The 24944-nt window shown below is 68.3% G+C and carries 28 protein-coding genes; 21 read left to right on the top strand and 7 right to left on the bottom strand.

The window, feature by feature from the left end:
• Window positions 1–27 precede the first annotated feature (27 nt).
• The 8 genes from AB0876_RS15475 to AB0876_RS15440 all read left to right on the top strand — a co-directional run bounded on the left by AB0876_RS15475 (window position 28) and on the right by AB0876_RS15440 (window position 6164).
• Window positions 28–174 carry a hypothetical protein gene (locus tag AB0876_RS15475; protein WP_085980426.1) on the top strand — a complete coding sequence of 49 codons (147 nt, stop codon included), beginning with the start codon at window positions 28–30 and terminating at the stop codon, window positions 172–174.
• Window positions 171–887: a membrane protein YczE gene (yczE, locus tag AB0876_RS15470; protein ID WP_526042325.1), complete on the top strand. Its 717-nt coding sequence runs from the start codon at window positions 171–173 to the stop codon at window positions 885–887. The genes AB0876_RS15475 and yczE overlap by 4 nt, the downstream gene beginning before the upstream one ends.
• Window positions 818–1687, top strand: a complete 870-nt coding sequence (locus AB0876_RS15465) for an ABC transporter ATP-binding protein (RefSeq protein ID WP_491838562.1) — start codon at window positions 818–820, stop codon at window positions 1685–1687. The genes yczE and AB0876_RS15465 overlap by 70 nt, the downstream gene beginning before the upstream one ends.
• A complete protein-coding gene (locus AB0876_RS15460; RefSeq protein WP_491838563.1) occupies window positions 1684–2520 on the top strand; it encodes an NUDIX hydrolase in 837 nt (278 codons plus the stop codon). The genes AB0876_RS15465 and AB0876_RS15460 overlap by 4 nt, the downstream gene beginning before the upstream one ends.
• A complete protein-coding gene (locus AB0876_RS15455) occupies window positions 2517–3188 on the top strand; it encodes an enoyl-CoA hydratase (RefSeq protein WP_526042324.1) in 672 nt (223 codons plus the stop codon). The genes AB0876_RS15460 and AB0876_RS15455 overlap by 4 nt, the downstream gene beginning before the upstream one ends.
• A gap of 79 nt (window positions 3189–3267) precedes the next feature.
• Entirely contained in the window at window positions 3268–4230 is a 963-nt protein-coding gene (locus AB0876_RS15450) for a methyltransferase domain-containing protein (RefSeq protein WP_526042357.1), read from the top strand.
• A gap of 9 nt (window positions 4231–4239) precedes the next feature.
• Window positions 4240–5400: a THUMP-like domain-containing protein gene (locus AB0876_RS15445; RefSeq protein WP_498883066.1), complete on the top strand. Its 1161-nt coding sequence runs from the start codon at window positions 4240–4242 to the stop codon at window positions 5398–5400.
• Between the two features lie 74 nt (window positions 5401–5474).
• The gene (locus tag AB0876_RS15440) at window positions 5475–6164 is read left to right on the top strand and encodes an esterase (RefSeq protein ID WP_498883030.1); all 690 of its coding nucleotides are present in this window, start codon (window positions 5475–5477) and stop codon (window positions 6162–6164) included.
• A gap of 7 nt (window positions 6165–6171) precedes the next feature.
• Here AB0876_RS15440 and AB0876_RS15435 read toward each other — a convergent pair whose 3' ends face one another.
• Complete coding sequence (locus AB0876_RS15435) at window positions 6172–7455, bottom strand: BamB-related PQQ repeat family beta-propellar protein (RefSeq protein ID WP_498883029.1); 1284 nt, start codon at window positions 7453–7455, stop codon at window positions 6172–6174.
• 122 nt (window positions 7456–7577) lie between these two features.
• Here AB0876_RS15435 and AB0876_RS15430 point away from each other — a divergent pair, with 122 nt between their 5' ends.
• The gene (locus AB0876_RS15430) at window positions 7578–8321 is read left to right on the top strand and encodes an acyltransferase (RefSeq protein ID WP_029111445.1); all 744 of its coding nucleotides are present in this window, start codon (window positions 7578–7580) and stop codon (window positions 8319–8321) included.
• A gap of 6 nt (window positions 8322–8327) precedes the next feature.
• Here AB0876_RS15430 and AB0876_RS15425 read toward each other — a convergent pair whose 3' ends face one another.
• From AB0876_RS15425 to AB0876_RS15400, 6 genes are all read right to left on the bottom strand, one after another.
• Window positions 8328–8933 carry a hypothetical protein gene (locus tag AB0876_RS15425; RefSeq protein ID WP_064881995.1) on the bottom strand — a complete coding sequence of 202 codons (606 nt, stop codon included), beginning with the start codon at window positions 8931–8933 and terminating at the stop codon, window positions 8328–8330.
• A 63-nt stretch (window positions 8934–8996) separates the two neighbouring features.
• Window positions 8997–9755 carry an ArsR/SmtB family transcription factor gene (locus tag AB0876_RS15420; protein WP_498883028.1) on the bottom strand — a complete coding sequence of 253 codons (759 nt, stop codon included), beginning with the start codon at window positions 9753–9755 and terminating at the stop codon, window positions 8997–8999.
• Window positions 9748–11130: an MFS transporter gene (locus tag AB0876_RS15415; protein WP_526042323.1), complete on the bottom strand. Its 1383-nt coding sequence runs from the start codon at window positions 11128–11130 to the stop codon at window positions 9748–9750. Before AB0876_RS15415 ends, AB0876_RS15420 begins: the two co-directional genes overlap by 8 nt.
• Window positions 11131–11170: 40 nt before the next feature.
• The gene (locus AB0876_RS15410) at window positions 11171–12412 is read right to left on the bottom strand and encodes a glycosyltransferase family 4 protein (RefSeq protein ID WP_064881965.1); all 1242 of its coding nucleotides are present in this window, start codon (window positions 12410–12412) and stop codon (window positions 11171–11173) included.
• 91 nt (window positions 12413–12503) lie between these two features.
• On the bottom strand, window positions 12504–14051 hold the full coding sequence (locus AB0876_RS15405) for a 1,4-alpha-glucan branching protein domain-containing protein (protein ID WP_526042322.1): 1548 nt from the start codon (window positions 14049–14051) through the stop codon (window positions 12504–12506).
• Window positions 14048–14821 (bottom strand): class I SAM-dependent methyltransferase, encoded by a 774-nt coding sequence (locus tag AB0876_RS15400; protein ID WP_491838573.1) that lies wholly within the window; start codon window positions 14819–14821, stop codon window positions 14048–14050. Before AB0876_RS15400 ends, AB0876_RS15405 begins: the two co-directional genes overlap by 4 nt.
• Before the next feature lie 228 nt (window positions 14822–15049).
• Here AB0876_RS15400 and AB0876_RS15395 point away from each other — a divergent pair, with 228 nt between their 5' ends.
• The 12 genes from AB0876_RS15395 (at window position 15050) to AB0876_RS15340 (ending at window position 24898) form a co-directional block, all read left to right on the top strand.
• Window positions 15050–15841, top strand: coding sequence for an electron transfer flavoprotein subunit beta/FixA family protein (locus tag AB0876_RS15395; protein WP_055112679.1), 792 nt, complete (start codon window positions 15050–15052; stop codon window positions 15839–15841).
• 21 nt (window positions 15842–15862) lie between these two features.
• Window positions 15863–16819 (top strand): electron transfer flavoprotein subunit alpha/FixB family protein, encoded by a 957-nt coding sequence (locus tag AB0876_RS15390; RefSeq protein WP_526042321.1) that lies wholly within the window; start codon window positions 15863–15865, stop codon window positions 16817–16819.
• Window positions 16820–17081: 262 nt separating this feature from the next.
• The gene (locus AB0876_RS15385; protein WP_526042320.1) at window positions 17082–17825 is read left to right on the top strand and encodes an SDR family oxidoreductase; all 744 of its coding nucleotides are present in this window, start codon (window positions 17082–17084) and stop codon (window positions 17823–17825) included.
• A 1-nt stretch (window position 17826) separates the two neighbouring features.
• Window positions 17827–18237, top strand: a complete 411-nt coding sequence (locus AB0876_RS15380) for a cupin domain-containing protein (protein WP_064881955.1) — start codon at window positions 17827–17829, stop codon at window positions 18235–18237.
• Window positions 18237–18896, top strand: coding sequence for a nitroreductase (locus AB0876_RS15375; protein WP_526042319.1), 660 nt, complete (start codon window positions 18237–18239; stop codon window positions 18894–18896). Before AB0876_RS15380 ends, AB0876_RS15375 begins: the two co-directional genes overlap by 1 nt.
• 86 nt (window positions 18897–18982) lie before the next feature.
• Window positions 18983–19816 carry a GNAT family N-acyltransferase gene (locus tag AB0876_RS15370; RefSeq protein ID WP_526042318.1) on the top strand — a complete coding sequence of 278 codons (834 nt, stop codon included), beginning with the start codon at window positions 18983–18985 and terminating at the stop codon, window positions 19814–19816.
• Window positions 19813–20655, top strand: a complete 843-nt coding sequence (locus AB0876_RS15365; protein WP_526042317.1) for a lysophospholipid acyltransferase family protein — start codon at window positions 19813–19815, stop codon at window positions 20653–20655. The genes AB0876_RS15370 and AB0876_RS15365 overlap by 4 nt, the downstream gene beginning before the upstream one ends.
• Window positions 20656–20702: 47 nt before the next feature.
• Complete coding sequence (locus AB0876_RS15360) at window positions 20703–21917, top strand: cysteine desulfurase family protein (protein WP_526042316.1); 1215 nt, start codon at window positions 20703–20705, stop codon at window positions 21915–21917.
• A complete protein-coding gene (gene mnmA / locus AB0876_RS15355) occupies window positions 21914–22984 on the top strand; it encodes a tRNA 2-thiouridine(34) synthase MnmA (protein ID WP_491838579.1) in 1071 nt (356 codons plus the stop codon). Before AB0876_RS15360 ends, mnmA begins: the two co-directional genes overlap by 4 nt.
• A 10-nt stretch (window positions 22985–22994) precedes the next feature.
• Window positions 22995–24005 carry a uroporphyrinogen decarboxylase/cobalamine-independent methonine synthase family protein gene (locus AB0876_RS15350; RefSeq protein WP_526042315.1) on the top strand — a complete coding sequence of 337 codons (1011 nt, stop codon included), beginning with the start codon at window positions 22995–22997 and terminating at the stop codon, window positions 24003–24005.
• Window positions 24006–24074: 69 nt separating this feature from the next.
• Window positions 24075–24569 (top strand): SRPBCC family protein, encoded by a 495-nt coding sequence (locus AB0876_RS15345; RefSeq protein WP_526042314.1) that lies wholly within the window; start codon window positions 24075–24077, stop codon window positions 24567–24569.
• Window positions 24566–24898: an ArsR/SmtB family transcription factor gene (locus tag AB0876_RS15340; protein WP_491838582.1), complete on the top strand. Its 333-nt coding sequence runs from the start codon at window positions 24566–24568 to the stop codon at window positions 24896–24898. The genes AB0876_RS15345 and AB0876_RS15340 overlap by 4 nt, the downstream gene beginning before the upstream one ends.
• The last annotated feature ends 46 nt before the right edge of the window (window positions 24899–24944 follow it).

Genomic DNA, 24944 nt, shown 5'->3' with positions numbered 1-24944 from the left:
AAGCCACATCGCCGAGACCATGGCGGCATGGCACGGAACTGGATTTCCCGATTGGCAGAGAATCTGCGCCGTCTACACGATCCCGGCAACTACGCCGGCGACCGCGATGTGGACGCCCGCCGGGTGCGTAGCGAACTCGACGCGATCCGCGTCCGATTTCCCGACCACGCATGAGGACGGCATTCACCCGCGGTGCGCTGCTCCTGATCGGCCTGTGCGGCTACGGCGTGTCGATGGCCATGATGGTGCGCGCCGGTCTCGGACTGGACCCATGGGACGTCTTCCACCAGGGAATCACCCGGCACACCGCACTGTCGCTCGGGATGGCCTCCGCCGTCGTCGGCGTTGTGGTCCTCCTGGCCTGGATCCCGCTGCGCAACCGGCCCGGAATCGGGACCGTCGCCAACGTCATCGTCATCGCCGTCACTGTCGACGCCACCCTCGCGGTACTTCCGGCGCCGTCGGCGTTACCGCTGCGCATCGCCATGATGATCGGTGCCGTCGTGCTCAACGCCATCAGCACCGTGCTCTATATCGGTGCCGGCCTCGGCCCCGGACCCAGGGACGGCCTGATGACCGGGCTGGTCGCGCGCACCGGATTGTCGGTGCGACTGGTGCGCACCGGGATTGAGGCGACCGTGCTGGCCCTGGGCTGGCTGATGGGCGGCACCGTCGGGATCGGCACCCTGGTCTATGCCTTCGGGATCGGCCCGCTCGTGCAGCTGTTCCTGCGGCTGACACCACGGTCATTGTTGTTCCACGATTTCAGCGGCGGACGCGCCCGGGCAGAACGGGAACCGGTCACTACGATGAGCGAGTGGCCGCAGGGGAACTCACCGACTCGACAACCGGCGACGACGGAAACGGAACCGACCCCGACCTGTTGATCGACTTCGCGAGGGTCAGCCTCCGGCGAGGCGGCAACACTCTCGTCGGGCCCATCACGTGGACCGTCGAACTCGACGAGCGCTGGGTGGTGATCGGCCCCAACGGCGCAGGCAAGACCTCGCTGCTCCGGATCGCCGCCGCCACCGAATACCCCTCGTCGGGCACCGCGTATGTGCTCGGGGAACGCCTGGGCCGCACCGACATGTCCGAGCTGCGCGCTCGCGTCGGCCTCAGCAGCTCGGCGCTGTCCCAGCGGATCCCCGACGACGAGGTCGTGCGCGACCTGGTGGTGTCGGCCGGCTACGCCGTGCTCGGCCGCTGGCGTGAGGACTACGAGGACGTCGACTACGCCCAGGCGATCGACATGTTGGAAAGCGTCGGTGCCGAACACCTCGCCGAGCGGACCTACGGAACGCTGTCCGAAGGCGAACGCAAACGGGTCCTGATCGCCCGCTCGTTGATGACCGACCCCGAACTCCTGCTGCTCGACGAGCCCGCGGCCGGGCTCGACCTGGGTGGCCGCGAGGAGCTGGTGGCGCGGTTGACCGATCTCGCTGCCGACCCCGATGCGCCGGCCATGGTCCTGGTCACCCATCATGTCGAGGAGATTCCGGTCGGATTCAGCCACGCGCTGATCCTCTCGGAAGGCAAGGCGGTTGCCTCGGGTCTACTGACCGAGGTGTTGACTGCTGAGAACCTGTCCAAGGCGTTCGGCCAGTCGATCGCCCTTGACGTGATCGACGGGCGTTACTTCGCCCGGCGAACCAGGAGCCGGGCGGCTCATAGGAGGCGTGAATGACCACAACGACCGACCCACTGGTGCCGCGACCAGCGGCCACGGTGATGCTGGTCCGCGACGCCGCCGAATCGATCGAAGTCTTCATGATGCGCAGGCACGCGGCGATGGAGTTCGTGGCCGGCGTGATGGTGTTCCCCGGCGGCGGAGTCGACGAACGCGACCGCAACGCCGACATCGCCTGGTTCGGTCCCGAACCGGACTGGTGGGCACAACGGCTCGGGGTCGACACCGGACTGGCCGAGGCGCTGGTGTGCGCCGCGGCCCGCGAGACCTTCGAGGAGTCCGGGGTCCTGTTCGCCGGGCCCTCCGTTGGGTCGGGGGCCCCGGGCATCATTTCCGATGCCTCCGTCTACGGCGACGCACGCGCCGCCCTGGCCAACCACTCCCTGTCGTTCGCCGACTTCCTTCGCGACGAGAAGCTCGTGCTGCGGGCCGACCTGCTGCGGCCGTGGGACAACTGGGTCACCCCGAAAGAGGAGCGCACCCGCCGCTACGACACCTTCTTCTTCGTCGGCGCCCTGCCCGAGGGGCAGCGGGCCGACGGCGAGAACACCGAAACGGACCGCGCCTTCTGGAGCACTCCGCAGGCCGGCCTCGACGACTTCGAGCAGGGCAACTCGTTCCTGCTGCCACCGACCTGGACCCAGCTGAATTCACTGGCCGGCCGATCGGTAGCCGACGTGCTGGCCAGTGAGCGCAAGATCGCCCCCATCGAACCGAACCTGTCCCTCGGTGAGGGCAGCTGGCAGATCGAGTTCTTCGACAGCGGTCGTTACAACGCGGCCAGGAACCACCGGGCGCCGTTGGGCCGGGGCGGGGAATCTGCACAATGAACGAGTTCGTCAGCGTGATCTCCGGGGTGACGCCGGAGCAGGACGGCGTCGGAACCCTGATGTTGTCGCGGCCCCCGACCAACGCCCTGACCCGGCAGATGTACCGCGAGATCGTTGCGGCCGCCCACGAGCTGGGTGAGCGCACCGACATCTCCGTGGTGATCCTGTTCGGCGGTCACGAGATCTTCTGCGCCGGCGACGACGTACCCGAGCTGCGCACGCTGAACGCGGCCGAGGCGGCTGCCGCGGACACGGCGCTGCGCCAGTGCGTCGAGGCTGTGGCCGCCATCCCCAAACCCACCGTGGCAGCGATCACCGGTTATGCATTGGGCAGCGGGATGACCCTGGCGATGGCTGCGGACTGGCGCGTGAGCGGCGACAACGTCAAGTTCGGAGCGACCGAGATCCTGGCCGGACTGGCGCCCCGCGCCGGGGGCGGGGCACGGCTGGCCCAGACGATCGGCGCCAGCAAGGCCAAAGAGCTGGTTTTCAGCGGACGTTTCGTCGGTGCCGAGGAGGCGCTGGAGCTCGGGTTGATCGACCAGATGGTGGCACCCGACCACGTCTATGACGAGGCGTTGGCCTGGGCGCGGCGATTCGTGGACCATCCCGTGGACGTGTTGGCTGCGGCCAAGGCCGCCGTCGACAAAGTGGTGGACCGGCCCTGACGCCGACTCGACCCGGGCAGTTAGGCTGCCCTGCATGACTGACATCAAGGATTCCGGCACCGACGCCGATATTGCCGGCATGCCGACTCCTAACCCGCACGCCACGGCCGAGCAGGTCGAAGCCGCGATGCACGACAGCAAGCTCGCGCAGGTGCTCTACCACGACTGGGAAGCCGAAACCTACGACGAGAAGTGGTCGATCTCCTACGACCAGCGGTGTATCGACTATGCCCGCGGCCGTTTCGATGCCATCGTGCCCGAGGCCGAGCAGCGTGAGCTGCCGTATGACCGGGCCCTCGAGCTCGGCTGCGGTACCGGGTTCTTCCTGCTCAACCTGGTCCAGTCCGGGGTGGCGCGCCGCGGTTCGGTCACCGACCTGTCCCCGGGCATGGTCAAGGTCGCGACCCGCAACGGTCAGTCACTCGGCCTGGACATCGACGGGCGCGTCGCCGACGCCGAGGGCATCCCGTACGAGGACAACACCTTCGACCTGGTGGTCGGGCACGCCGTGCTGCATCACATCCCTGATGTCGAACTCTCGCTGCGCGAGGTGGTCCGGGTGCTCAAGCCCGGCGGCCGTTTCGTGTTCGCCGGTGAGCCCACCACGGTCGGCAACAAGTACGCGCGTGAGCTGTCGACCTTGACCTGGCACGCCACCACCAACCTGACCAAGCTGCCGTGGCTGAGCGAATGGCGGCGCCCGCAGGCCGAACTTGACGAGTCCTCCCGCGCCGCGGCGTTGGAAGCAGTCGTCGACCTGCACACGTTCGACCCGGCCGATCTGGAGCGGATGGCCTCGAACGCCGGCGCTGTCGAAGTTCGTACCGCCAGCGAGGAATTCACCGCGGCGATGCTCGGCTGGCCGGTCCGCACCTTCGAGGCCGCGGTGCCGCCGGGGCGTCTGGGCTGGGGCTGGGTCAAGTTCGCGTTCAACAGCTGGACCACGCTGAGCTGGGTCGACTCCAACATCTGGCGCCGCGTGGTGCCCAAGGGCTGGTTCTACAACGTGATGGTCACCGGGGTTAAGCCGACAGTAGATTGAGGCCGCCCGCTGTTTGATATCGGAGCCGTCGCATATCTGCGCTCGGAGGCGGGGGAGCAGGCCCTGGGTGAGGTGGCCGAGCGCCGCCTCACCGGAGCCAGCCTGGTCAGTGACATCGCCTCTGTCCGAGCGCAGTTCGGTGACCATGCGGCGGTGCTCGTGGAAACCGTGCAGCTGCGCAGGCGTGCGCAGGTCAAGTTCACCGACCCGGACCGGTGGTTGTTCACCGACGAAGCACTGCAACAGGCCACGGCCGCACCCGTGGCCGTCCACCGGGCCCGAAGGCTGACCGGTGCCCGGGTTCATGACGCCACCTGTTCGATCGGCAGTGAGCTTGTGGCACTGCGTGATTGCGCAGCGCAGCTGCTCGGAAGCGACCTCGATCCGGTGCGGTTGGCGATGGCCGCGCACAACGCCGAAGGCGTCGACCTCTGCCGCGCCGACGCGCTGGTGCCCGTCACCCACGACACGGTGGTGATCATCGACCCGGCCCGCCGCGCCGGCGGACGGCGCCGTTTCGACCCGCGGGCCTACACCCCGGCGCTCGATGCGGTCCTGGACGTTTACGCCGGCCGGGACCTGGTGGTGAAGTGCGCTCCGGGAATCGATTTCGACGAGCTCACCAAGATGGGCTTCACCGGGGAGATCGAGGTGACCTCGGTGGGCGGCAGCGTACGGGAGGCCTGCCTGTGGTCACCCGGGCTGACCGCGCCCGGGGTGCGGAGGCGGGCCAGCATGCTCGAGACCGGTGAGGAACTCACCGACGCCCAACCGGACGACTGTCCCGTCGCCGAGGCGGGCCGCTGGATCGTCGACCCCGACGGTGCGGTCGTGCGCGCGGGGTTGGTGCGCCACTACGCGGCCCGGCACGGCCTGTGGCAGCTCGACCCCGACATCGCCTACCTGTCCGGTGACGAGTTGCCCGCCGGGGTACGAGGTTTCGAGGTCCTGGAACAGCTGCAATTCCAGGAACGTCGGCTCCGGTCCGCACTGGCGGCACGGTCGGTAGGAGCGCTGGAAATCCTGATCCGCGGGGTGGACATCGACCCCGACGTGCTCCGGAAGCGGATGCGGTTGCGTGGCACCGAGCGCCTGGCGGTGGTGATCGCCCGCCTCGGCTCCGGAGCGGCCAGTCGGGCAACGGCATTCATTTGTCGCCCGTCTCGATAACTGGCACGTACCCTGAACGAAACACGCCGGTGGATCCACCGGTGTGAGTTGATCGCCTGCGAGGACGACTGACGATGCGAATTTCCCATGTGACAGCGCTGCTGGCGGCCGGTGCGCTGCTCGGCTGGCTCGGCATGCCCGTGGCGGCTGCGCAGTCGGCCTGTGCCGACCTCGGCGGCACCGTCGACGGTGACCAGACCTGTCAGGTGCACACCGCCAACGCCACCTACACACTGGATTACACGTTCCCGGTCGACTATCCCGATCAACAGGCCGTCGCCGGATACCTGATCCAGACCCGTGACGGTTTCGTCAACGTCTCGGGCATGCCCGGCTCACGCGATCAGCCCTACGTCCTGGACGCCAAGGGCACCGCGTACAGCTCGGGGACCCCACCGCACACCCAGAGCCTGGTGTTCGAGGTCTATCAGAATGTCGGCGGCGCCCACCCACAGACCTGGTACAAGACGTTCAACTACAACGTGGCCACTCGGGCGCCGATCACCTTCGACACCTTGTTCAAGCCGGGATCCAAACCGCTGGACGTCATCTTCCCGATCGTGCAGCGCGAACTGCAGAAGCAGTCCGGCGTCGAACAGGCCATCACGCCGGCCGTCGGCCTGGACCCCGCGCACTATCAGAACTTCGCGATCACCGATGACTCGGTGATCTTCTTCTTCGGCCAGGGCGAACTGCTGCCCGAGGCCGCCGGCGCCAGCCAGGCCAACGTCCCGCGCTCAGCGGTGGCGGCGCTGCTGGCCTGAGCGCCGATCAGGCCGGCGCGAACCCGTACACCTGACCATCACTGGTGGCGGTGACGATCCGGTGGTCATGCCCGATCGACACGCCGACCGGCCAGCCCGTGGCCTCGGGCACGGGATAACTGTTGAGGGTGTGCCCGTCGCCGGTATCGAAGACCAACAGCGTCTGGCCGTGTCCGCCCTCCCGGGCGACCGTGTAACCCACCCCGTCCGCGCGGCTCGACGTGGTCAGCGGAACGACGTCGTCACGGATCCAGGCCACCTCGCCGTGATCGCCGGCGTCGCGCACCGCGGTCAGCTTGGCCTCCGGCCCGCCGCCGGCAACGATCAGTCCGTCCGGTGACACCGAAGGCGGGGTCTGCGCCAGATAGCTCAGCGGCACCGACCATTTGGCGGAGCCGTCGGCGGAGTTGAGCGCCCACAGCTTCTGGTCACGGCCGTTGACGTACACCGTCGAGCCGTCGGCCGACAGCACCGGGCTGGCCAGCGGCCCGCGGTCCACGGCGGTGCTCGTCCATTCCTGCGTCAGCAATGTCTTCTCGCCGGGGTGGTAGCGCAAACCCATCAGTACGGGCGCCTCGGCGCCGGGCTGCCACACACTGAGCACCACGAGGCCGGCCTCATGCGAGAACGCCGGTGCGGCCGCCACCGGGCAGCGGGACCGGGCCGGTTGGCAATCGCCGAGACCGCGCTGCGAATCAGTCGGGTCCACCCCGGAGACCAGGTCCAGCGGCGTGCCCTCGACCGTGCCGCGATGCCCGTCGAACACCAGCACCTGACCCAGATGGGTGACCACCAGCAGCTGGCCGTCATCGAGAAGCCTGGGCGTGGTCGGCATGCCGATCACCGGCTGGCGCCAGCGGATCCACTGGGTAGGAGGGAAGGACAAGATGGTGCCGGGCTGGCCGACGTAGACGTTGTCGAACCCGTCGAACAGGGGACTGGACCAGCCACCGCCGAGGACCAGTCGCGTACACCAGCGCTGGCGGGCGTTGTTGTCGGCCTCCCACACCATCAACGAACAACCACCGGCGGTCTGCGCGTTCACGGCCAGGCGGCCATCCGAACTCAGCGCCACCTGGGCCGCCAGCTCACCCTTGACGGACCGGCTCCACTCGAGCCGGAGCGCTTCGGGACCACGAGATCGGATGTAGCTGCTGTTGGCGGCGTCTCCGTACTGCGCTGACCACCCCTGTGCGGCCTTTGCGTCCACCCATGAATCGGTGTTCTCGCAACCGGCGAGCAGGCCCGTGAGCAGCACCGCGACCGCCAGTGCAAGGTATCGCCGGAACACGATGTCCTTTCGTCGCCGAACACGCAGGGCGCTCGTAATTGTGACCCAGGTGAGGGTAACGCGACTGCGTAGCGGCGCAGGACCCGGAAGCCGTCGGAAGTGCTCAAGTAGGCTGTCCGGCCATGACGACGATGTGGGGCGCCCCAATTCACAAACGCTGGCGGGGCTCCCGGCTACGTGATCCGCGCCAGGCCGATTTCCTGACGAAAGCGTCGCTGAAATGGGTCATCGACAACCGCGCTTACACGCCGTGGTACCTGGTGCGGTACTGGCGGCTGCTGAAGTTCAAGCTGGCCAACCCGCACATCATCACCCGCGGCATGGTGTTCCTCGGCAAGGGTGTGGAGATCCAGTGCACCCCCGAACTCGCGCAGATGGAGATCGGTCGCTGGGTCCACATCGGCGACAAGAACACGATCCGCTGCCACGAAGGTTCGCTGCGTATCGGCGACAAAGTCGTGCTGGGCCGCGACAACGTGATCAACACCTACCTCGACATCGAGCTCGGCGACTCCGCGCTGATGGCCGACTGGTGCTACGTGTGCGACTTCGACCACAAGATGGACAACATCGACATGCCGATCAAGGACCAGGGCATCATCAAGGGCCCGGTGCGCATCGGACCGGACACCTGGATCGCCGCCAAGGTCACCATCCTGCGCAACACCTCGGTGGGTCGCGGATGCGTGCTGGGTGCCCACGCGGTGGTCAAGGGTGAGATCCCGGATTACTCGATTGCGGTGGGTGCCCCGGCCAAGGTGGTCAAGAACCGCAAGCTGGACTGGGAGACGTCGGCCGCCGAGCGTGCCGAACTCGCCGCCGCACTGGCCGACATCGAGCGTAAGAAGGCCGCCAACAGCAACTGAGGCGGCTCACGCCCCGTTGCACACCCCGGAGTCGCGGATCACGTTCCCGTAGACATTGGCCGTGGCGACGTTGGCGTTGATGACGCCGGACGGCTGCTGCTTGGCGATCTTGTCGCTGATCTGGGTCAGCTGGTACCACAGGTGATAGATCGAGTCACCGTTGTACAGCGGTGAATACTGGCTCTGGTCTGGGTAATTGGTGATGTACAGGGTGTGGGCGCGGGGATCCAGGAAAGCCGCCGACTGGTCGACGTTGGCCCTCACGGCGTCGCCGGCAGCCTGCACACCGGGCGCGGTCCAATAATCGTGCTGCCCGCCCAGGAAATTCTGGAAACCCACGATCTGCGTCATCAAAGTGCCGTACTGGGCGTTGAACCACTGGCAGGACTCGCGCTGGGCGTCGATCTGCTCGGGAGTGACGCGGACCTGCCACAGGTTGTACGGGAACACCGTGTAGTTCGGCGCCCAGTCCGAGGGATGGGGCGCGAAGGCGGGCAGGCTGGGGGTGGCGCCGCTGGGTTCGCCGGCTGCCGGCGCCGCCAGACCGAGTGAGAGAGCTGCACCGACGAGTGCAGCGCAAGCCTTGCGTAGGTGTCTCCGGGTGGGGGTCACGGCTCGATTGTGCTTGGTGGACACCGCGACCGACAGGGGTTCCGCGATTCTCGAACGCGTGCGTCAACCCGTCCAGTCGATGTCGAATTGTTTGCTCAGGGCAGCGCGGCCGGGACCGGTCACGGTGAGTGCGCGGTGACGCGGTGTGCGACGCAGCCAGTCCGCGGCCAGGAAATGATCCAGAAGCGCGCAGCCCAGCCCGCCGGCGACATGGTGACGTTGTTCAGTCCAATCGACGCAATAACGCACCAATGGCCTTGGGCCGGTAGGAATTTCGACGCCCATCTGCCGCAACAGGTCACGGCCGCCATCGGTGAGCTGGTAATCCACGTCGTGGCCGGGACTGCTCAACCGGTCGGTGCCACCGGGGTGAAACCACCCGTCCCCTCCGGTGAGCACGCCCCGCTCCAACAGACTGCCCATGAGTTGCACACCGAGCCGGCCGGCGATGTGGTCGTAACAGGTGCGGGCCGAGCGTAGCCGGGCCGCGCGGGTCCCTTCCCGCAGCGAGGTGACCGGACGGGCCGGCGCCAGCCGGCCGAGCTGCTCGATGAGCGCGCCGACCTCGGGACCGGCCAACCGGTAATACCGATGCCGCCCCTGGGTGCGAACGGTAAGCAGGCCGGCGTCGGTCAACTTCGCGAGATGACTGCTGGCCGTGGGACGGCTGATGCCGGCTTCCTCGGCCAGCACACCGGCCGGAAGGGCACGGCCGTCGTCGAGCGCGAGCAGCACCTTGCAGCGGGCCGGGTCGGCCAGTAGCGCGGCCACCGCGGCGATGTCCACCTCGGTTGCTCCGGCCAACTCCTGCGCCTCACGCATGGCAGGACTCCTTCCCGATGGCGACCGTGGGCGCCGGTGTGTGCCGCGTCAGCCGCAGGGCCAGCACCGCACCGACCAACTGGAACAGCGCACCGAGCAACAGCGCGGTGCGCACACCCGCGGCGCCGCCGACGACGGTCATGGCACTACCCAACACCGCGACACCGACAGTGATACCCAGCAGCCGGGACAGATTCACCACGCCCGCGGCCAGACCTGCCCGCCGCACCGGGATCGCGGCCATGGCCAGTGTCACCGCCGGGCCGGTGTTGAGGGCCAGCCCGGCACCGGCCAGCACGAAGGACAGTTCCAGCCATCCGATCGCGGCGTGCGGCCCCGCTGCGGCGTACAACAGTGAACCCGTCGCCATCAACACCAGTCCGGCCGCCATCGGAAGACGTGGGCCGGTGCGGCGGGCCAGTGCGTTGACCGCGGGTATCAGCGCCAGGTAGACGAGCGCCATCGGCAGGAACCACGCTGCGGTCTCCAACGCACTGAAGCCGCGGAGTTGTTGGAAGGCAAAGCTGTTCACCAGCAGCAGCCCGTAGATGCCGAACGTCATGGTGAAGGTCGCCAGCAGGGCGCCCACCAGTCGGCGGCCGGCGAACAGATCCAGCGGGAGCATCGGGTGTGGGTTGCGCCGCTGGGTGGCCAGGAACCCGCCGACCGCGGCCAGGGCGATCGCGCCGACCGCGACCGTCTGCGGCCAGCGCCAGTCATGCCCCTCGACCAGGACCAGAGTTGCCGCCCCGAGCGCCACCACGGCCAGGAGCTGGCCCGACAGATCGATGCGCGCGGCGTTCGGATCATGGGAATCGGGCAGATGCGTGACACTGGCGGCCAACGCCAGCGCACAGACCGGCACGTTGACCCAGAAGATCCAGCGCCAACCTAGGGTTTCGGCCAGCGCTCCGCCCAGCAGTGGACCCAGCGCGGTGCTGCTCGCCGCGGCCATCGCCCACGCCGCGGTGGCGCGGGCCCGGCCGCGTGAGTCCGGAAACGCCGCGGCGGCGATGGCCAGGCCCTGCGGCAGCATCATGGCCGCACCGGCTCCCTGTGCCGCCCGCGCCACCACGAGCCAGGTCAGTGACGGAGCCAGCGCGCAGGCCGCCGAGGCTGTGGCGAAGGTGATCAGTCCGATGCGGAGCATCCTGCGCCGGCTGAACCGGTCACCGAGGGAACCCGCGGTGAGCAGGAACGCCGCGAACGTCACGTTGTAGGCGTCGATGGTCCATTGCGCGCCGGTCACCCCGCCGCCCAGGTCACCGCCGATGGCGGGCAGCGCCAGGTTGACCGCGTTTGCATCGACCAGGCCGATGAACAGCCCGAGATACGCCGCGATCAGCGTGAGGACGGCAGATCGTTGTGGTGCCATATCCGCACGCTAGGTGCGGATTGATTCGATGCCGGTCGAATCAGCGGTCGGGCAGCGCGTGCTCGACGATCGGCCGACGCGGATGCGGTTCGCGTTCGGCGCGTTTGGCGGCCAGATAGACCTGGCTGGTCTCGGCGGCCACGGTGTGCCAGTCGAAGTCGGCGCTGAGGCGCTCACGCGCGGCGATCGCCCGGTGCTGCGCGGCCTCGGGATCGTCGAGTACCGCGCGGACCGCTGCGGCCAACCCCACCACATCCCGTGGCGCGAAGGACATTCCGGTTTGACCGTCGATCACCGCTTCGCCCAGCCCGCCGACGTTGGAGGTCACCAGCGGGGTGCCGGTGGCCGCGGCCTCCAGCGCCACTATGCCGAACGGCTCGTAGTGGCTGGGCAGCACGGCGGCGTCGGCCGCCTGCAGGGCCTGCAGCAATTCCTCGTGGCCGAGCCGTCCGACGAAGCGGGTTGCCTTGAGCACCTTGTGCTTTCGGGCCTGTTCGACGAGCCACTGTTGCTGGGTGCCGTCACCGGCGATGGTCAGTGTGGTGCCCGGATGTGCGCGGCGGATGCGGGGGAGGGCGGCAATCGCGTCGTGCACACCCTTCTCGTATTCCAGGCGGCCGAGGTAGAGCAGCTCGGGCGGACCCTGACGGGGCCGGCGGGGCGCAAACGGCCAGAGGTCGGCGTCAATCCCGTTGCGGATCACCCGGATCTCGGACAGCTCGGGACCGAACAGCTCGGAGATCTCGTCGCTCATCGACGCCGAACATGTGATCAGCGAATCGGATTCGCGCACCAGCCAGGATTCCACGGCGTGCACCTGACGGCTGATCGGCCCGGAAACCCACCCGGAATGCCGGCCGGCCTCGGTGGCGTGGATGGTGGAAACCAGTGGTACGTCGAAATATTCGGCCAGAGCGATGGCAGGATGGGCGACCAGCCAGTCGTGGGCGTGTACGAGATCGGGTACCCAGCGGTCACCCGAATAGTCTTTGACGGCAAGGCCGGTGCGCACCATCGCATGCCCCATGGCCAGGGTCCAGGCCATCATGTCCGTACCGAACTCGAACTCGTGCGGGTCCTGTGCGGCAGCGACCACCCGCACGCCCTCACTGAGCTCGTCGGTCGACGGGTGGGTGCTCGGGTCGGTGTCGGTGGGCCTGCGGCTGAGCACCACGACCTCGTGACCGGCTTCGGCCAGTGCGGTCGCCAGGTGGTGCACATGCCGGCCCAGACCGCCGACGACGACGGGCGGGTATTCCCATGACACCATCAGGATCTTCATGACTGCGTGCCTTCGTGCCGGTGCGAGCGTGCGCACAATGCTGAGGTTTGGCGGGGTGTCGAGCGGCAGACACGCACGCTCGCGCTGGTGGTCATTTTGGCAGACGCCGGGCGTCGAGGGCGCCGAACAGGCCGTCGGCCTTGTTCCAGCCGTCGGCGAGGCGCTCGGCATGGTCGCGACGACCCGAGGCCAGAGCGTCCGAGATCTCGCGGGTCGCGTGGGCGTGTAGGTGAGCGCGGTAGCGCGCGTACTCGGCCGCCGAATCCTTGCTCACCATGAACGGCCAGTCGCTGGAGACCGTCAACAGGGTCTCCCGCAGGATCTGATCGGCCACCCGGTCGCGCGCGGTGGGTGCACCGACTGCGGCGTGCTGGGTGAGCGCCTTGTCGACGGTGCTCAGGGCGCCGTCGACCACCTCGCTGTTGAGCTGCACCAGATCGGCCACCTTCTCGCCATTCCACACCTGCCAGTTCTTGCCCGAACCCCAAGAGCTAGGCGGCAATTCGACCGGGGCGCCGACGAAACCCTGGGCCTTGGCGTCTGCGAGGGTGCCCACCCGCACCCCGGCCTCGGGCAGCGCCCGAAGTACCCGGCCCAGCCACTCCGGTCCCTCGTACCACCAGTGCCCGAACAGCTCGGTGTCGAACGCGGCCACCACGTGAGTCGGCCGGCCGAGCCGTTCGCTCTCGCTGATCAGGCGGCGACGGACCACCCCGACGAAGTCGGCGACGTGCTCGTCGATCGCCCGGTCGGCGCGCTGTGGATCGTAGGGCGCCTTCTCCTCGGACGGGACGTTGCGACCGGTCACCCGGGAGGGTTTGAGGCCCGTGGTGTGGTCGTAGGTGTGGAAATCGCGGTAGGCGGCGTGACCGGGATACCCCGACTTGGGCGACCACACCCGGTAACTGACCTGCAGGTCGCGGCCGAAGGCCACCACGTCGGACTCACCGACGGGCCGGCCCAGCGCCGTGTCGCCGTGGAGGGACGGACCGTCGACCATGAAATGGCCGACACCGGCCGCGGCGTAACCGGTTTCCATGCCGGGCGCGTACGCACACTCCGGCGCCCAGATGCCGACGGGGGTGTGCCCGAACCGCTGCTGCGCATCGGCCAGGCCTTCGCGTAGCGCGAACTCGCGCAGCCGCGGGTTGAGCAGAGGCTGGAACGGGTGCGAGAGCGGGCCGCCGAGCAGCTCGATGGTCTCGGCGTCGATCAGTTGGCGCAACAGCCCGCTGGCGCCGTGACGCCAGTGGGTGGCGAATTCCTCGATGGCCGCGCCGGCCTCGGCGTACTCGCGAATCCCGAACTGCCGCAAACCGTCTGGCTCGCGAAGCGTCGTCGCCTCCTGGGCGCGCAGCTGCCAGTTGGACAGCCAGTGGTGCATCCCGGTGAGGCAGTACGGGTCATCGAGCTGGGCGGTGACCACCGGCGTCATACCGAGGGTGATCAGGTGGCTGCGATCCTCGGCGGCAAGGCCGCGCAGTACCCGCATCAACGGAAGGTATGCCGCCGCCCAGGACTGGTAGAGCCACTCCTCGCCGACCGGCCAGCGCCCGTGATGGGCGAGCCAGGGCAGGTGGGTGTGTAGGACGAGCGTGAATAAACCGGGTACCGGTTCGGGGTCGGGATTCGAGGTCACGGCCGCACCGCGATCGCCACCAGATCGAGGCTGTCATCAATGTCGCGCTCGTCGGCGGAGGTCAGGTCGAAGTCGTCGATGCTCACCGCCGCGACGTCAGCGAGCAGTTGCTCGGGCCACTCCGCGTCGGCCACCGCGCGCTGTACCTGCGCCTCGATGATCGAGCCACCGTGCCGGGCGTCGAGCTCGGCGAGCCCGGCACCGTGAAAGACCCCGAGCATCGACTCGACCGTGAATCCGGCGTCCTGCAGTAGCTCGGTCAGCTCGGCGCCGTTGAGTTCACGGGTGTGGAACGGGTTGAGCGGGGTGTCGCGGCCGGGGGAGAAGGTGATGCGATTGGGGGTGGACACCAGGAAAACACCGCCCGGGCGCAGCACCCGGAAGCATTCGGAGACGAACTGCGCCTGGTCCCAGAGGTGCTCGATCACCTGGAAGTTCACGACGACGTCCACCGACTCGTCGGCCAGCGGCAGCTCGGCGAGGTTGCCGTGCTGGATCTCGACCCGGGGGTAGCGGGCCCGCACGTGTGCCACCGTCGCCTCGTCGTAATCCAGTGCCACGACCCGGCGGGCCACGTCGGCGATCAGATCGGCGCCGTAGCCCTCACCGCAGCCCGCCTCGAGGACCTCGCGATCGACGCACCGGCCGGCCAATCGCTGGTACACCACCTCATGTCGGCGAAACCAGTAGTTCTCCTCGGCCAGGCCGGGGATGGTCCGCTCGCCGGTCAGGGGTAGGGCGTGATCCGGATCGCCAACGAATGCGCTCATTGGAAGGCAGGCTAACCCAGGCTTACCCAGGTTGAAGGGTCGGTAGCGATTCGACCAACGGTTCCCTCACCCCAGAGGTGTGGTAGGGGAGGCCGGAATACAAACTCCGACCAGCTATGGTGTTCCTGCGAACCACTATAAGTTACCGACCGGTAACATGGTGCTAGTTGCTTAGAACGTGATATGAGCCCGGGCCACCGGTCTCATCGAGGAGGACGAACCAGAGTCATGACGAACATCGTGGTCCTGATCAAACAGGTCCCAGACACTTGGTCGGAGCGCAAGCTGTCCGACGGCGATTTCACCCTCGACCGCGAGGCTGCCGACGCCGTGCTCGACGAGATCAACGAGCGCGCCGTGGAAGAGGCGCTGTTGATCAAGGAGCGTGAGGGTGGAGACAGCACCGTCACCGTGCTGACCGCCGGTCCGGAGCGCGCCACCGAGGCGATCCGCAAGGCGCTGTCCATGGGTGCCGACAAGGCCGTGCACCTCAAGGACGACGGCCTGCACGGCTCCGACGTGATCCAGACGGGCTGGGCACTGGCCCGCGCGCTGGGCACCATCGAGGGCACCGAGCTGGTCATCGCCGGTAACGAGGCCACCGACGGTGTCGGCGGCGCAGTCCCGGCCGTGATCGCCGAGTACCTCGGACTGCCGCAGCTCACCCACGTGCGCAAGCTGACCGTCGAGGGCGGCAAGGTCACCGCCGAGCGTGAGACCGACGAGGGCGTGTTCAGCCTCGAGGCCTCGCTGCCGGCCGTGGTCAGCGTCAACGAGAAGATCAACGAGCCCCGCTTCCCCTCTTTCAAGGGCATCATGGCCGCGAAGAAGAAGGAAGTCACCGTGCTCACCCTCGCCGAGATCGGCGTGGAAGCCGATGAGGTCGGCGTTGCCAATGCCGGTTCCAAGGTGCTGTCTTCGACCCCGAAGCCGCCGAAGACCGCCGGTGAAAAGGTGACCGACGAAGGCGAAGGCGGCACCAAGATCGCCGAGTACCTGGTCGCTCAGAAGCTGATCTAGCAGAAAGACGAATCGAAACTCATGGCTGAAGTACTTGTGCTCGCTGAGCACTCCGAAGGTGCATTGAAGAAGGTCAGCGCCGAGCTCATCACCGCCGCCCGCGCACTGGGTGAGCCCTCCGCCGTCGTGGTGGGCAAGCCCGGCACCGCTGCTCCGCTGGTCGACGGCCTGAAGGCCGCCGGCGCGGCCAAGATCTACGTCGCCGAGTCTGACGACGCGGAGAGCTACCTGATCACCCCCGTCGTCGACGTGCTCGCCGGGCTGGCCGAGTCGGCCGCCCCCGCAGGCGTCGTTGTCGCCGCCACCGCAGACGGCAAGGAAATTGCCGCCCGCCTGGCCGCGCGTATCGGCTCGGGCCTGCTCGTCGACGTCGTCGAGGTCCGCGAAGGTGCAGTGGGCGTCCACAGCATCTTCGGTGGCGCATTCACCGTCGAGGCCCAGGTCACCAGTGACACCCCGGTGATCACGGTGCGCCCGGGTGCCGTCGAGGCCGCCCCGGCCGACGGTGCCGGCGAGGTCGTCAACGTCGAGGTCCCGGCCCAGGCCGAGAACGCGACCAAGATCACCAAGCGCGAGCCCGTCGTCGCCGGTGACCGTCCCGAGCTCACCGAGGCCAGCGTTGTGGTCGCCGGTGGCCGTGGTGTCGGCAGCGCCGAGAGCTTCTCGGTCGTCGAAGAGCTGGCCGACTCGCTGGGCGGTGCCGTCGGTGCCTCCCGCGCCGCGGTCGACTCGGGTTACTACCCGGGCCAGTTCCAGGTCGGCCAGACCGGTAAGACCGTGTCGCCGCAGCTGTACATCGCGCTGGGCATCTCCGGCGCGATCCAGCACCGTGCCGGCATGCAGACGTCGAAGACGATCATCGCGGTGAACAAGGACGAGGAAGCTCCGATCTTCGAGATCGCCGACCTCGGCATCGTCGGTGACCTGTTCAAGGTCAGCCCGCAGCTGACCGAGGCGGTCAAGGCGCGTAAGGGCTAGTTCCCCCAAGCTGTCAACGCAGAACCCCGGTGCACCTGGTGCGCCGGGGTTCTGTGCTGTGTGGGGCAACGGCGTGGCGCAATCCGAGCCCGCAACGCGTGCCGAGTGTCACGCTGGAGTGGCGCTCGCGCCCGAGAGCCACTCTCGCGTGACAAGGCGGCGGTGGGCCAGGCGACCCGACTACGGACTTTCCAGGGTTTGGATCTCGGCATGCGGTGCCAGTGTTGGTTTTGTCAGCACGCCAGAGAAAAGGATTCGCACAATGAAAATCACAGTCATAGGTGCCAGCGGCCAGATCGGCTCGCGGGTGGTGCGGTTGCTCACCGAAGCCGGACACGACGTGGTCGCGGCCTCCCTTTCGACGGGCGCCAACGTCCTCACCGGCGAGGGCCTCGCTGAGGCTCTCAGCGGCGCCGACGCGCTGGTCGACGTGGTCAACTCGCCTTCGTTCGAGGACGGCCCGGTGCTGGACTTCTTCACCGCGTCCTCGCGCAACCTGGTGGCCGCCGCGAAGGAGACCGGTGTCGGGCACTACGTGGCGTTGTCGATCGTGGGGACCGACGGACTTCCGGACAGCGGCTACATGCGGGCCAAGGTGGCCCAGGAGAAGATCATCACCGAATCCGGACTGCCGTACTCGATCGTGCGGGCCACGCAGTTCCAGGAGTTCGCCGAGGCCATCACGGGATCGCTGGTGGTGGGTGACGAGGTGCGGGTCCCCGACGCGCGGATCCAGCTGATCTCGGTCGACGACGTCGCCGGTGAGGTCGCGAAGGTGGCCCAGGGCGCTCCGCTCAACGGGATCGTCAACATCGGTGGGCCCGACAAATTCTCGTTCGCCGACATGGCGCGTGCGGTGCTTGCCGAGCAGGGCGACGACAAGTCGGTCGTGATCGATCCGCAGGCAAAGTATTTCGGTACTGCTGTCGACGACAACAGCCTGGTCACCGGTGACGACGGGATCCTGGGTGAAACCCGTTGGGCCGCATGGAGCGGGGCTCACTGACATGCCTGTGACTGCGGAGCAGGAAAAGGCCCTCCACGATGCGATGACCGTGATCGCCAGTGTGACACCGCCGTTCATCCCGCCGAACGCCGAAGTGATGACGACGATCATCGAGTGGCCGGCGGGTTCACCCGGCGCGCCGCCGCACCGGCACCCGGCCGGACCCGCCTTCGGCTACGTCCTCGAGGGCGAGATGCTCTTCGAATTGGAGGGTGAGGCACCGCGCGTGGTCAAGGCGGGCGAGGCGTTCTGGGAGCCGGGCGGTGACGTCATCCACTACTCGGATGCCAACAACCGCGACGACGTTCCACTGCGATTCCTCGTCAACATGCTGTGTGTGCCCGGCGAACCGATGCTCGTCATCGTCGAGGACGACGAACTCGAGGCCCGCAAGGACCGGCGAGTGCGCTGATGGCCGAGTTCGGAGACGTCGTCCGGTCGCGGCGGTCATCGCGGATGTTCTTGCCGGACAAGCCCGTTCCGCGAGAACTGCTCGACGAGGCACTCGCGCTGGCGATGCGGGCACCGTCGAACTCCAACACGCAGCCGTGGCACGTCTTCTTCGCCACCGGTGAGCAGCGCGTCCGACTGGTCGACGCGCTGCTCACCGCGGTCGATGCGGCCCCGCCGGCGATCGGCTCCGCGGGCCTGCCGCCCCGGTTCGCCCACCGGCGCAGGGAAAGCGGCGCCCTGGTCTACGGAGCCATGGGGATCGCCCGCGACGACGCCCAGGGGCGCTGGGCAGCCCAGCGGAGAAACTGGGAATTCTTCTACGCCCCGGTCGCCGCGGTGGTCTGCATGCATCGCGATTTCACGAACGTCGACGCGCTGGGTGTCGGGATGTTCTTGCAGACCCTGCTGTTGGCGCTGAACGAACGGGGAATCGGCAGTTGCGTGCAGGTGTCGATCTCGTTCTATCCGGACGTGTTGCGTGAACAACTCGGCATCCCCGACGACCTGACGGTGCTGTGCGGGGTGTCGATCGGCTATGCCGACCCGGACTTTCCGGCCAACCACCTGGACACACCGCGCGATCCGATCGCCGAGAACGTGGTGTTCCTCGACGCCTGATCGGCGCACAAAACGTCACCTGGCGCTCACAGACATGTCATACGGCCGATGCCGTCTGGAGACCCGGCTGGGCGACCGTGCTCGGTATGAGCACTGCATCTGTACTCATCGCCGCTGATCACACCGACAGTGCGACGCCCGATGCGCCGCGCTACACCCTGCTGTTGTCCGCCGACCCCGACCTCATCGAAGCCGCCCAGCGGCTCCGGCACGACGTGTTCACCTCCGAACCCGGATTCGCTCTGGCCGGGGCCACCGATGGACGTGACGCCGACCGATTCGACGAGCACTGCGACCACCTGCTGGTCCGGGAGGACCGCACCGGTGAGCTGGTGGGTTGCTACCGGATGCTGCCGCCACCGGGCGCCATCGCCGCGGGCGGGCTGTACACCGCCACCGAGTTCGACGTACGCGGTCTCGACGCGCTGCGGCCGTCCCTGGTCGAGATGGGCCGCGCGGTGGTGCGGACCGACCACCGCAACGGAGCCGTCGTCCTGCTGATGTGGGCAGGCATCCTGGCCTACCTCGACCGTTCCGGGTACGACTACGTGACCGGCTGCGTATCGGTTCCGGTCGCAGGCAATGCCGACGGGCCGCCCGGAACCCAGATCCGCGGGGTCCGCGACTTCGTGCGGCGCCGCCACGCGGCACCCGCTGAGCACACCGTGTACCCGTACCGGCCGGTGGTGCTCGACGACATCGACCCGCCGTCACGGACGACGGTGCCGCCCCTGATGCGCGGCTATCTGCGCCTCGGTGCGCAGGTGTGCGGGGAACCCGCCCACGACCCCGACTTCGGGGTGGGGGATTTCCCGGCCCTGCTGGACAAGCGCCGCGCGGACGTTCGCTACCTCAAGCGCCTGCGCTCGGTCTCGGCGGCCGCCGACATGGCCGGCGGGGTGGCCGGGGACGCGTCGTGACCACCGCGACCTTCCAGCACCCGTGGCTGCCCAGGGCGTCGTGTGACTCCAGCTGTGTGCACGTGGACGGTGCGGACGCCGGTAGGCGGCCGGTGGTGTGGGTGCGCACCACGGTGCGCGTCGTCATGGCGATCGTCCTGTTCCCGGGGGCAGTGCTGCTGGCAGTGCCGATGCCGGGCCGCTGGCACCTGCAGCGGTTCTACTGCCGGCTGATGCTGCGCTGCTTCGGGGTGCGAATCGCATTGTCGGGCGGCCCTATTCGTAATCTGCAAGGGGTGCTCGTGGTTACCGGTCACGTGTCGTGGCTGGACATCTTCACGGTCGGGGCAGTGCTGCCCGGCTCCTTCGTGGCCCGCGCGGATCTGGTGGAATGGCCCGCGCTGGGCCGGCTGGCCCGGGTGATGAAGGTGATCCCGATCGACCGGGGCAGCCTGCGCCGACTGCCCGCGGTGGTCAACACCGTGGCCGAACGTCTGCGGGCCGGACACACCGTGGTGGCCTTCCCGGAGGGTACGACCTGGTGCGGGTTGGCGTACGGCCCGTTCCGGCCGGCGATGTTCCAGGCCGCGATCGATGCGGCCCGGCCGGTGCAGCCACTGCGGCTGGACTACCGTCACCGCGACGGCCGCCCGTCGACGATTCCGGCCTTTGTGGGCGAGGACACCCTGTTGCGGTCGGTGCGGCGGGTCATCACCGCGCGTCGCACGGTATGTCACGTCCACGTCGGGTCGCTGCAACTGCCCGGGGAGGACCGTCGGGCGCTGGCCGGACGCTGCGAGGCAGTGGTGCGGGGCCACCAGGAGCTTCCTGGGGCTCCCGCGCACATTCTGGTCGCCTGAGGCGGCCGGCGGGCGGGTCGCCTGCCAGCGGCTATCCTGGAGAGGTTATGAGCTCCTCCGCGGGCAGGCCGGTCTATCTCGATCACGCCGCCACCACCCCGATGCACCCAGCCGCCATTGAAGCGATGACGGCTGCGCTGGCGAACGTGGGCAACGCCTCCTCGCTGCACGGTTCGGGGCGCCTGGCACGGCGCCGGATGGAGGAGGCCCGCGAGACGCTGGCGCGCCTGCTGGGCTGCCGGCCGTCGGAGGTGATCTTCACCGCCGGTGGCACCGAGAGCGACAACCTCGCCGTCAAGGGCATCTACTGGGCCCGCCGCGACGCCGAGCCGAAGCGGCGCCGCATCGTCACGACCGCCGTCGAGCATCACGCCGTTCTCGATGCCGTGCAGTGGCTCGTCGACCATGAGGACGCCGAGGTGACCTGGCTCCCGGTCGACGCCGAGGGCGTCGTCACACCCGAGTCACTGCGCTCGGCGCTCGAGGCCGGCGGCGGGCCCGCTGACGTTGCCCTGGTCAGCATCATGTGGGCCAACAATGAGGTCGGCACGATCATGCCGATCGCCGAACTGGCTTCCGTCGCGGCCGAGCTCGACATCCCGATGCACAGCGACGCCATTCAGGCCGTCGGCCAGGTCCCCGTCGATTTCGGCGAGACCGGACTGGCGGCGATGAGCGTGGCCGCCCACAAGTTCGGCGGCCCGATGGGCGTCGGCGCGCTGGTCCTGCGTCGGGACACCGCCTGCGTGCCCCTGCTGCACGGCGGCGGGCAGGAGCGCGACGTACGCTCCGGGACCCCGGATGTGGCCGGTGCCGTGGCGATGGCCGCGGCGGCCGAGGTGGCCATCGGCGGGCTGGCCGAACACAGCTCGCGGGTGCAGGCGTTGCGGGACAGGCTGATCGAGGGCGTGCTGTCCATGATCGAGGACACCTACCTGAACGGGCCCCGTGGAGCCGGCCGGCTGCCCGCCAACACACACTTCACTTTCCGTGGCTGCGAAGGCGATTCGCTGCTGATGCTGCTCGACGCCAAGGGCGTCGAGTGCTCCACCGGGTCGGCGTGTACGGCCGGCGTGGCGCAGCCGTCACATGTTCTGATCGCGATGGGTGCCGATCCTGTCACGGCCCGGGGATCTCTGCGATTCTCGTTGGGGCACACCAGCACCGACGCTGATGTCGACGCGGTGCTGGACGTGCTGCCCGCGGCGGTCGAGCGGGCCCGGCAGGCGGCACTGGCCAGTGCGGGGAGGGCCTTCTCATGAGAGTCCTGGTCGCGATGAGCGGCGGCGTGGATTCCTCGGTGGCCGCTGCCCGTATGGTCGACGCCGGTCACGATGTCGTCGGAGTGCACATGGCGCTCTCGTCGGCGCCCGGCACGTTGCGCACCGGATCGCGGGGTTGCTGCTCCAAGGAAGACGCGGGCGATGCCCGCCGGGTGGCCGACATCCTCGACATCCCGTTCTATGTGTGGGATTTCGCCGACCGGTTCAAGGACGACGTGATCGACGACTTCGTCGAGTCCTACGCCCGCGGCGAGACTCCCAACCCCTGTGTGCGGTGCAATGAGCGGATCAAGTTCTCCGCGCTGGCGGCGCGGGCCCTGGCGCTAGGTTTCGACGCGGTGGCCACCGGTCACTACGCGCGGTTGGCCGACGGCAGGTTGCGGCGCGCCGTCGATGCCGACAAGGACCAGTCCTACGTGCTGGGTGTGCTGACGGCCGAGCAGTTGGCACATGCGATCTTCCCGATCGGTGACACGCCCAAGCCCCAGATCCGGGCCGAGGCCGCCGAGCGTGGTCTGGCGGTCGCGAAAAAGCCGGACAGTCATGACATCTGCTTCATTCCGTCGGGGGACACCCAGGCGTTCCTGGGCGCCCGCATCGGTATCAGGCCCGGAGCGGTGCTCGACAACGACGGCACGGTGCTCGCCGAGCACGAAGGCGTGCACGGTTTCACGATCGGGCAGCGCAAGGGCCTGGGTATTCCGGGACCGGGAGCCGATGGCCGGCCGCGGTATGTCACCGCGATCGACGCCGAGACGGGCACCGTGCGGGTCGGGCCTGCCGAGGATCTCGAGGTGCGGGAGTTGTTCGGCGACAAGCCGGTATTCACCAGCGGGACCCCGATCGACGGACCGGTGGAATGCCAGATTCAGGTGCGCGCACACGGCGGCATCACCGACGCGGTGGCCGAGCTGTGCGACGGCAGGTTGGTGCTGTCCCTGCGGGCGCCGCTGCGCGGGGTCGCTCCCGGGCAGACCGTGGTGCTGTACCGGCCCGATGCCGAGGGCGACGAGGTCATCGCCAGCGCGACCATCGCACGCGCGTGAGTGTTTTCGCATGAGTGTTTTCTCGACGGCCACCGGTATCGGGTCCTGGCCGGGGACAGAGCCGCGGACTGCCGCAGAAGTCGTCGTAGGTGAGCTGCACACCCTGTCACACCTCGTGGAGCTTCCGGCCAGGGGGATCGGTGCCGATCTGATCGGCCGGGCCGGGGCCCTGCTGGTCGACATCGGTATCGACACCGTGCCGCGCGGGTACCGCATCGCCCCGGGGCGTAGCGCTGCGCTTCGCCGGGCGGTGAGCCTGCTCGGTGAGGACATCGACGCGCTGGAGGAGGCGTGGGAGCGCGCCGGCCTGCGGGGTAGCGGTCGTGCGGTGAAGGTGCAGGCTCCGGGTCCGATCACGCTGGCGGCCCAGCTGGAGCTGCCCAACGGTCATCGCGCCATCACCGATCACGGTGCGCTGCGGGATCTTTCGGCCTCCCTCGCCGAGGGGTTGGCGGTTCACCGGGCGGAGGTGGCCCGGCGGTTGGAGACCCCGGTGGTGGTCCAGCTGGACGAGCCGTCGCTGCCCGCTGCACTGGCGGGGCGGCTGTCCGGGGTCACGAGTTTCACCCCGGTGCATCCGGTGGACGAGCCTCTGGCGATGAACCTGCTCGACGCGTGCGTGGCTGCGACCGGGTCGGAGGTCGCGCTGCACAGCTGTGCGCCCGATCTGCCGTGGAAAGCGTTGTTGCGCAGTGCTGTTCACGCCGTCTCGGTCGATGTTTCGACCTTGACACCCGCTGATCTGGACGGAATCGGGGAGTTCGTCGACTCGGGCCGGACGGTGTTGCTCGGCGTGGTGCCCTCGACGGCTCCTGAGGGCAGGCCCTCGGCCGAAGAGGTTGCCAAGGCGGCCGCTGCGTTGACGGACCGACTCGGTTTCGGCAGGCCGGTCCTTCGCGACCGGATCGGCATCACGCCGGCCTGTGGGCTGGCCGGCGCCACCGCGAAGTGGGCGCGCACCGCGGTGGAACTCACGCAGAAGGCCGCCGACGCCTTCGCCGAAGATCCGGACGCCATCTGAAAAAAGCAACTAAAAGGTTGCGCTTGATTGCGAAGGCTCCTACGCTAAGAAGCAACTGAAAGGTTGCATATGAGTACCGACCGGATCGAAAAAGAAGTTCTGCTCAAGGCGCCGCTGGACCGGGTGTGGCGGGCCATCAGCAATTCGAAGGAGTTCGGCCGCTGGTTCGGTGTGCGCTTCGACGGGCCGTTCGTCGCCGGGAAATCGGTCAACGGGGTGATGACCCCGACCGAGGTCGACGAGGAGGTCGCCGCGATGCAGGAGCCCTACGCCGGGGAGGCCGACGCCTGGCACATCGTCGCGGTGGAGGCGCCGCACCGGTTGGCCTACCGCTGGCATCCCTACGCCGTCGAACCGGGCGCCCGCGAGCCCGAGGCGCCCACGACGCTCGTGGAGTTCACCTTGACCGAATCCGAGGGCGGCGTGCTGTTGCGCATCGTCGAATCCGGGTTCGATGCGATTCCCGAGGCGCGGCGGAGGTCGGCGTTCGAGGCCAACAGTGAGGGTTGGGCCCACCAGACCGAGATGGTCCGCAAGTACCTTGCCCTCGGCGAGCCGGTGTGAGCACCTCGGTCGGTTCGGCGGAACCACTGTCCCCGTTCTTCAATGCGCTCGGCGATCCCAACCGGCTGCGCATCGTCACCCGACTGTGCGAGGGCGGGCCGTGCTCGACAGTGCAACTGACGCAGGTGATCTCGGTGACCCGTCAGGCCGCGACCAAGCACTTACTGCTACTGGAGGCGGTGGGATTGGTGACCAGCGACCGCAAGGGCCGCGAACGCATCTGGCGGATCCAGCCCGAGCCGCTGGTGCAGGCCAGCGACTACCTGACAGCGCTGTCGCAGCGCTGGGACAGTGCAATCGACCGACTGCGGGCCTACGTCGAGGAGTAGCGAACGACTCGTTCGCCCATTGTCACGCCAGCGTGGCTGTCGACGC

It is taken from the genome of Mycobacterium sp. NPDC049093 (assembly GCF_040704635.1).
Taxonomy (GTDB): domain Bacteria; phylum Actinomycetota; class Actinomycetes; order Mycobacteriales; family Mycobacteriaceae; genus Mycobacterium.
Note: the sequence above shows the minus strand (reverse complement) of the source record. Positions and strands in the feature narration are given on the sequence as shown.

Excerpts from the sequence above, each read along its gene's own strand:
- AB0876_RS15455 (WP_526042324.1), top strand. The coding sequence starts at position 2,517 with ATGAACGAGTTCGTCAGCGTGATCTCCGGGGTGACGCCGGAGCAGGAC.
- AB0876_RS15430 (WP_029111445.1), top strand. The coding sequence starts at position 7,578 with ATGACGACGATGTGGGGCGCCCCAATTCACAAACGCTGGCGGGGCTCC.
- AB0876_RS15370 (WP_526042318.1), top strand. The coding sequence starts at position 18,983 with ATGAGCACTGCATCTGTACTCATCGCCGCTGATCACACCGACAGTGCG.
- AB0876_RS15400 (WP_491838573.1), bottom strand. The coding sequence starts at position 14,821 with ATGAGCGCATTCGTTGGCGATCCGGATCACGCCCTACCCCTGACCGGC.
- AB0876_RS15380 (WP_064881955.1), top strand. The coding sequence starts at position 17,827 with ATGCCTGTGACTGCGGAGCAGGAAAAGGCCCTCCACGATGCGATGACC.
- AB0876_RS15415 (WP_526042323.1), bottom strand. The coding sequence starts at position 11,130 with ATGGCACCACAACGATCTGCCGTCCTCACGCTGATCGCGGCGTATCTC.
- AB0876_RS15410 (WP_064881965.1), bottom strand. The coding sequence starts at position 12,412 with ATGAAGATCCTGATGGTGTCATGGGAATACCCGCCCGTCGTCGTCGGC.
- AB0876_RS15440 (WP_498883030.1), top strand. The coding sequence starts at position 5,475 with ATGCGAATTTCCCATGTGACAGCGCTGCTGGCGGCCGGTGCGCTGCTC.
- AB0876_RS15475 (WP_085980426.1), top strand. The coding sequence starts at position 28 with ATGGCACGGAACTGGATTTCCCGATTGGCAGAGAATCTGCGCCGTCTA.
- AB0876_RS15460 (WP_491838563.1), top strand. The coding sequence starts at position 1,684 with ATGACCACAACGACCGACCCACTGGTGCCGCGACCAGCGGCCACGGTG.
- AB0876_RS15360 (WP_526042316.1), top strand. The coding sequence starts at position 20,703 with ATGAGCTCCTCCGCGGGCAGGCCGGTCTATCTCGATCACGCCGCCACC.
- AB0876_RS15375 (WP_526042319.1), top strand. The coding sequence starts at position 18,237 with ATGGCCGAGTTCGGAGACGTCGTCCGGTCGCGGCGGTCATCGCGGATG.
- AB0876_RS15390 (WP_526042321.1), top strand. The coding sequence starts at position 15,863 with ATGGCTGAAGTACTTGTGCTCGCTGAGCACTCCGAAGGTGCATTGAAG.
- mnmA (WP_491838579.1), top strand. The coding sequence starts at position 21,914 with ATGAGAGTCCTGGTCGCGATGAGCGGCGGCGTGGATTCCTCGGTGGCC.
- yczE (WP_526042325.1), top strand. The coding sequence starts at position 171 with ATGAGGACGGCATTCACCCGCGGTGCGCTGCTCCTGATCGGCCTGTGC.
- AB0876_RS15350 (WP_526042315.1), top strand. The coding sequence starts at position 22,995 with ATGAGTGTTTTCTCGACGGCCACCGGTATCGGGTCCTGGCCGGGGACA.
- AB0876_RS15420 (WP_498883028.1), bottom strand. The coding sequence starts at position 9,755 with ATGCGTGAGGCGCAGGAGTTGGCCGGAGCAACCGAGGTGGACATCGCC.
- AB0876_RS15450 (WP_526042357.1), top strand. The coding sequence starts at position 3,268 with ATGCCGACTCCTAACCCGCACGCCACGGCCGAGCAGGTCGAAGCCGCG.
- AB0876_RS15395 (WP_055112679.1), top strand. The coding sequence starts at position 15,050 with ATGACGAACATCGTGGTCCTGATCAAACAGGTCCCAGACACTTGGTCG.
- AB0876_RS15345 (WP_526042314.1), top strand. The coding sequence starts at position 24,075 with ATGAGTACCGACCGGATCGAAAAAGAAGTTCTGCTCAAGGCGCCGCTG.
- AB0876_RS15385 (WP_526042320.1), top strand. The coding sequence starts at position 17,082 with ATGAAAATCACAGTCATAGGTGCCAGCGGCCAGATCGGCTCGCGGGTG.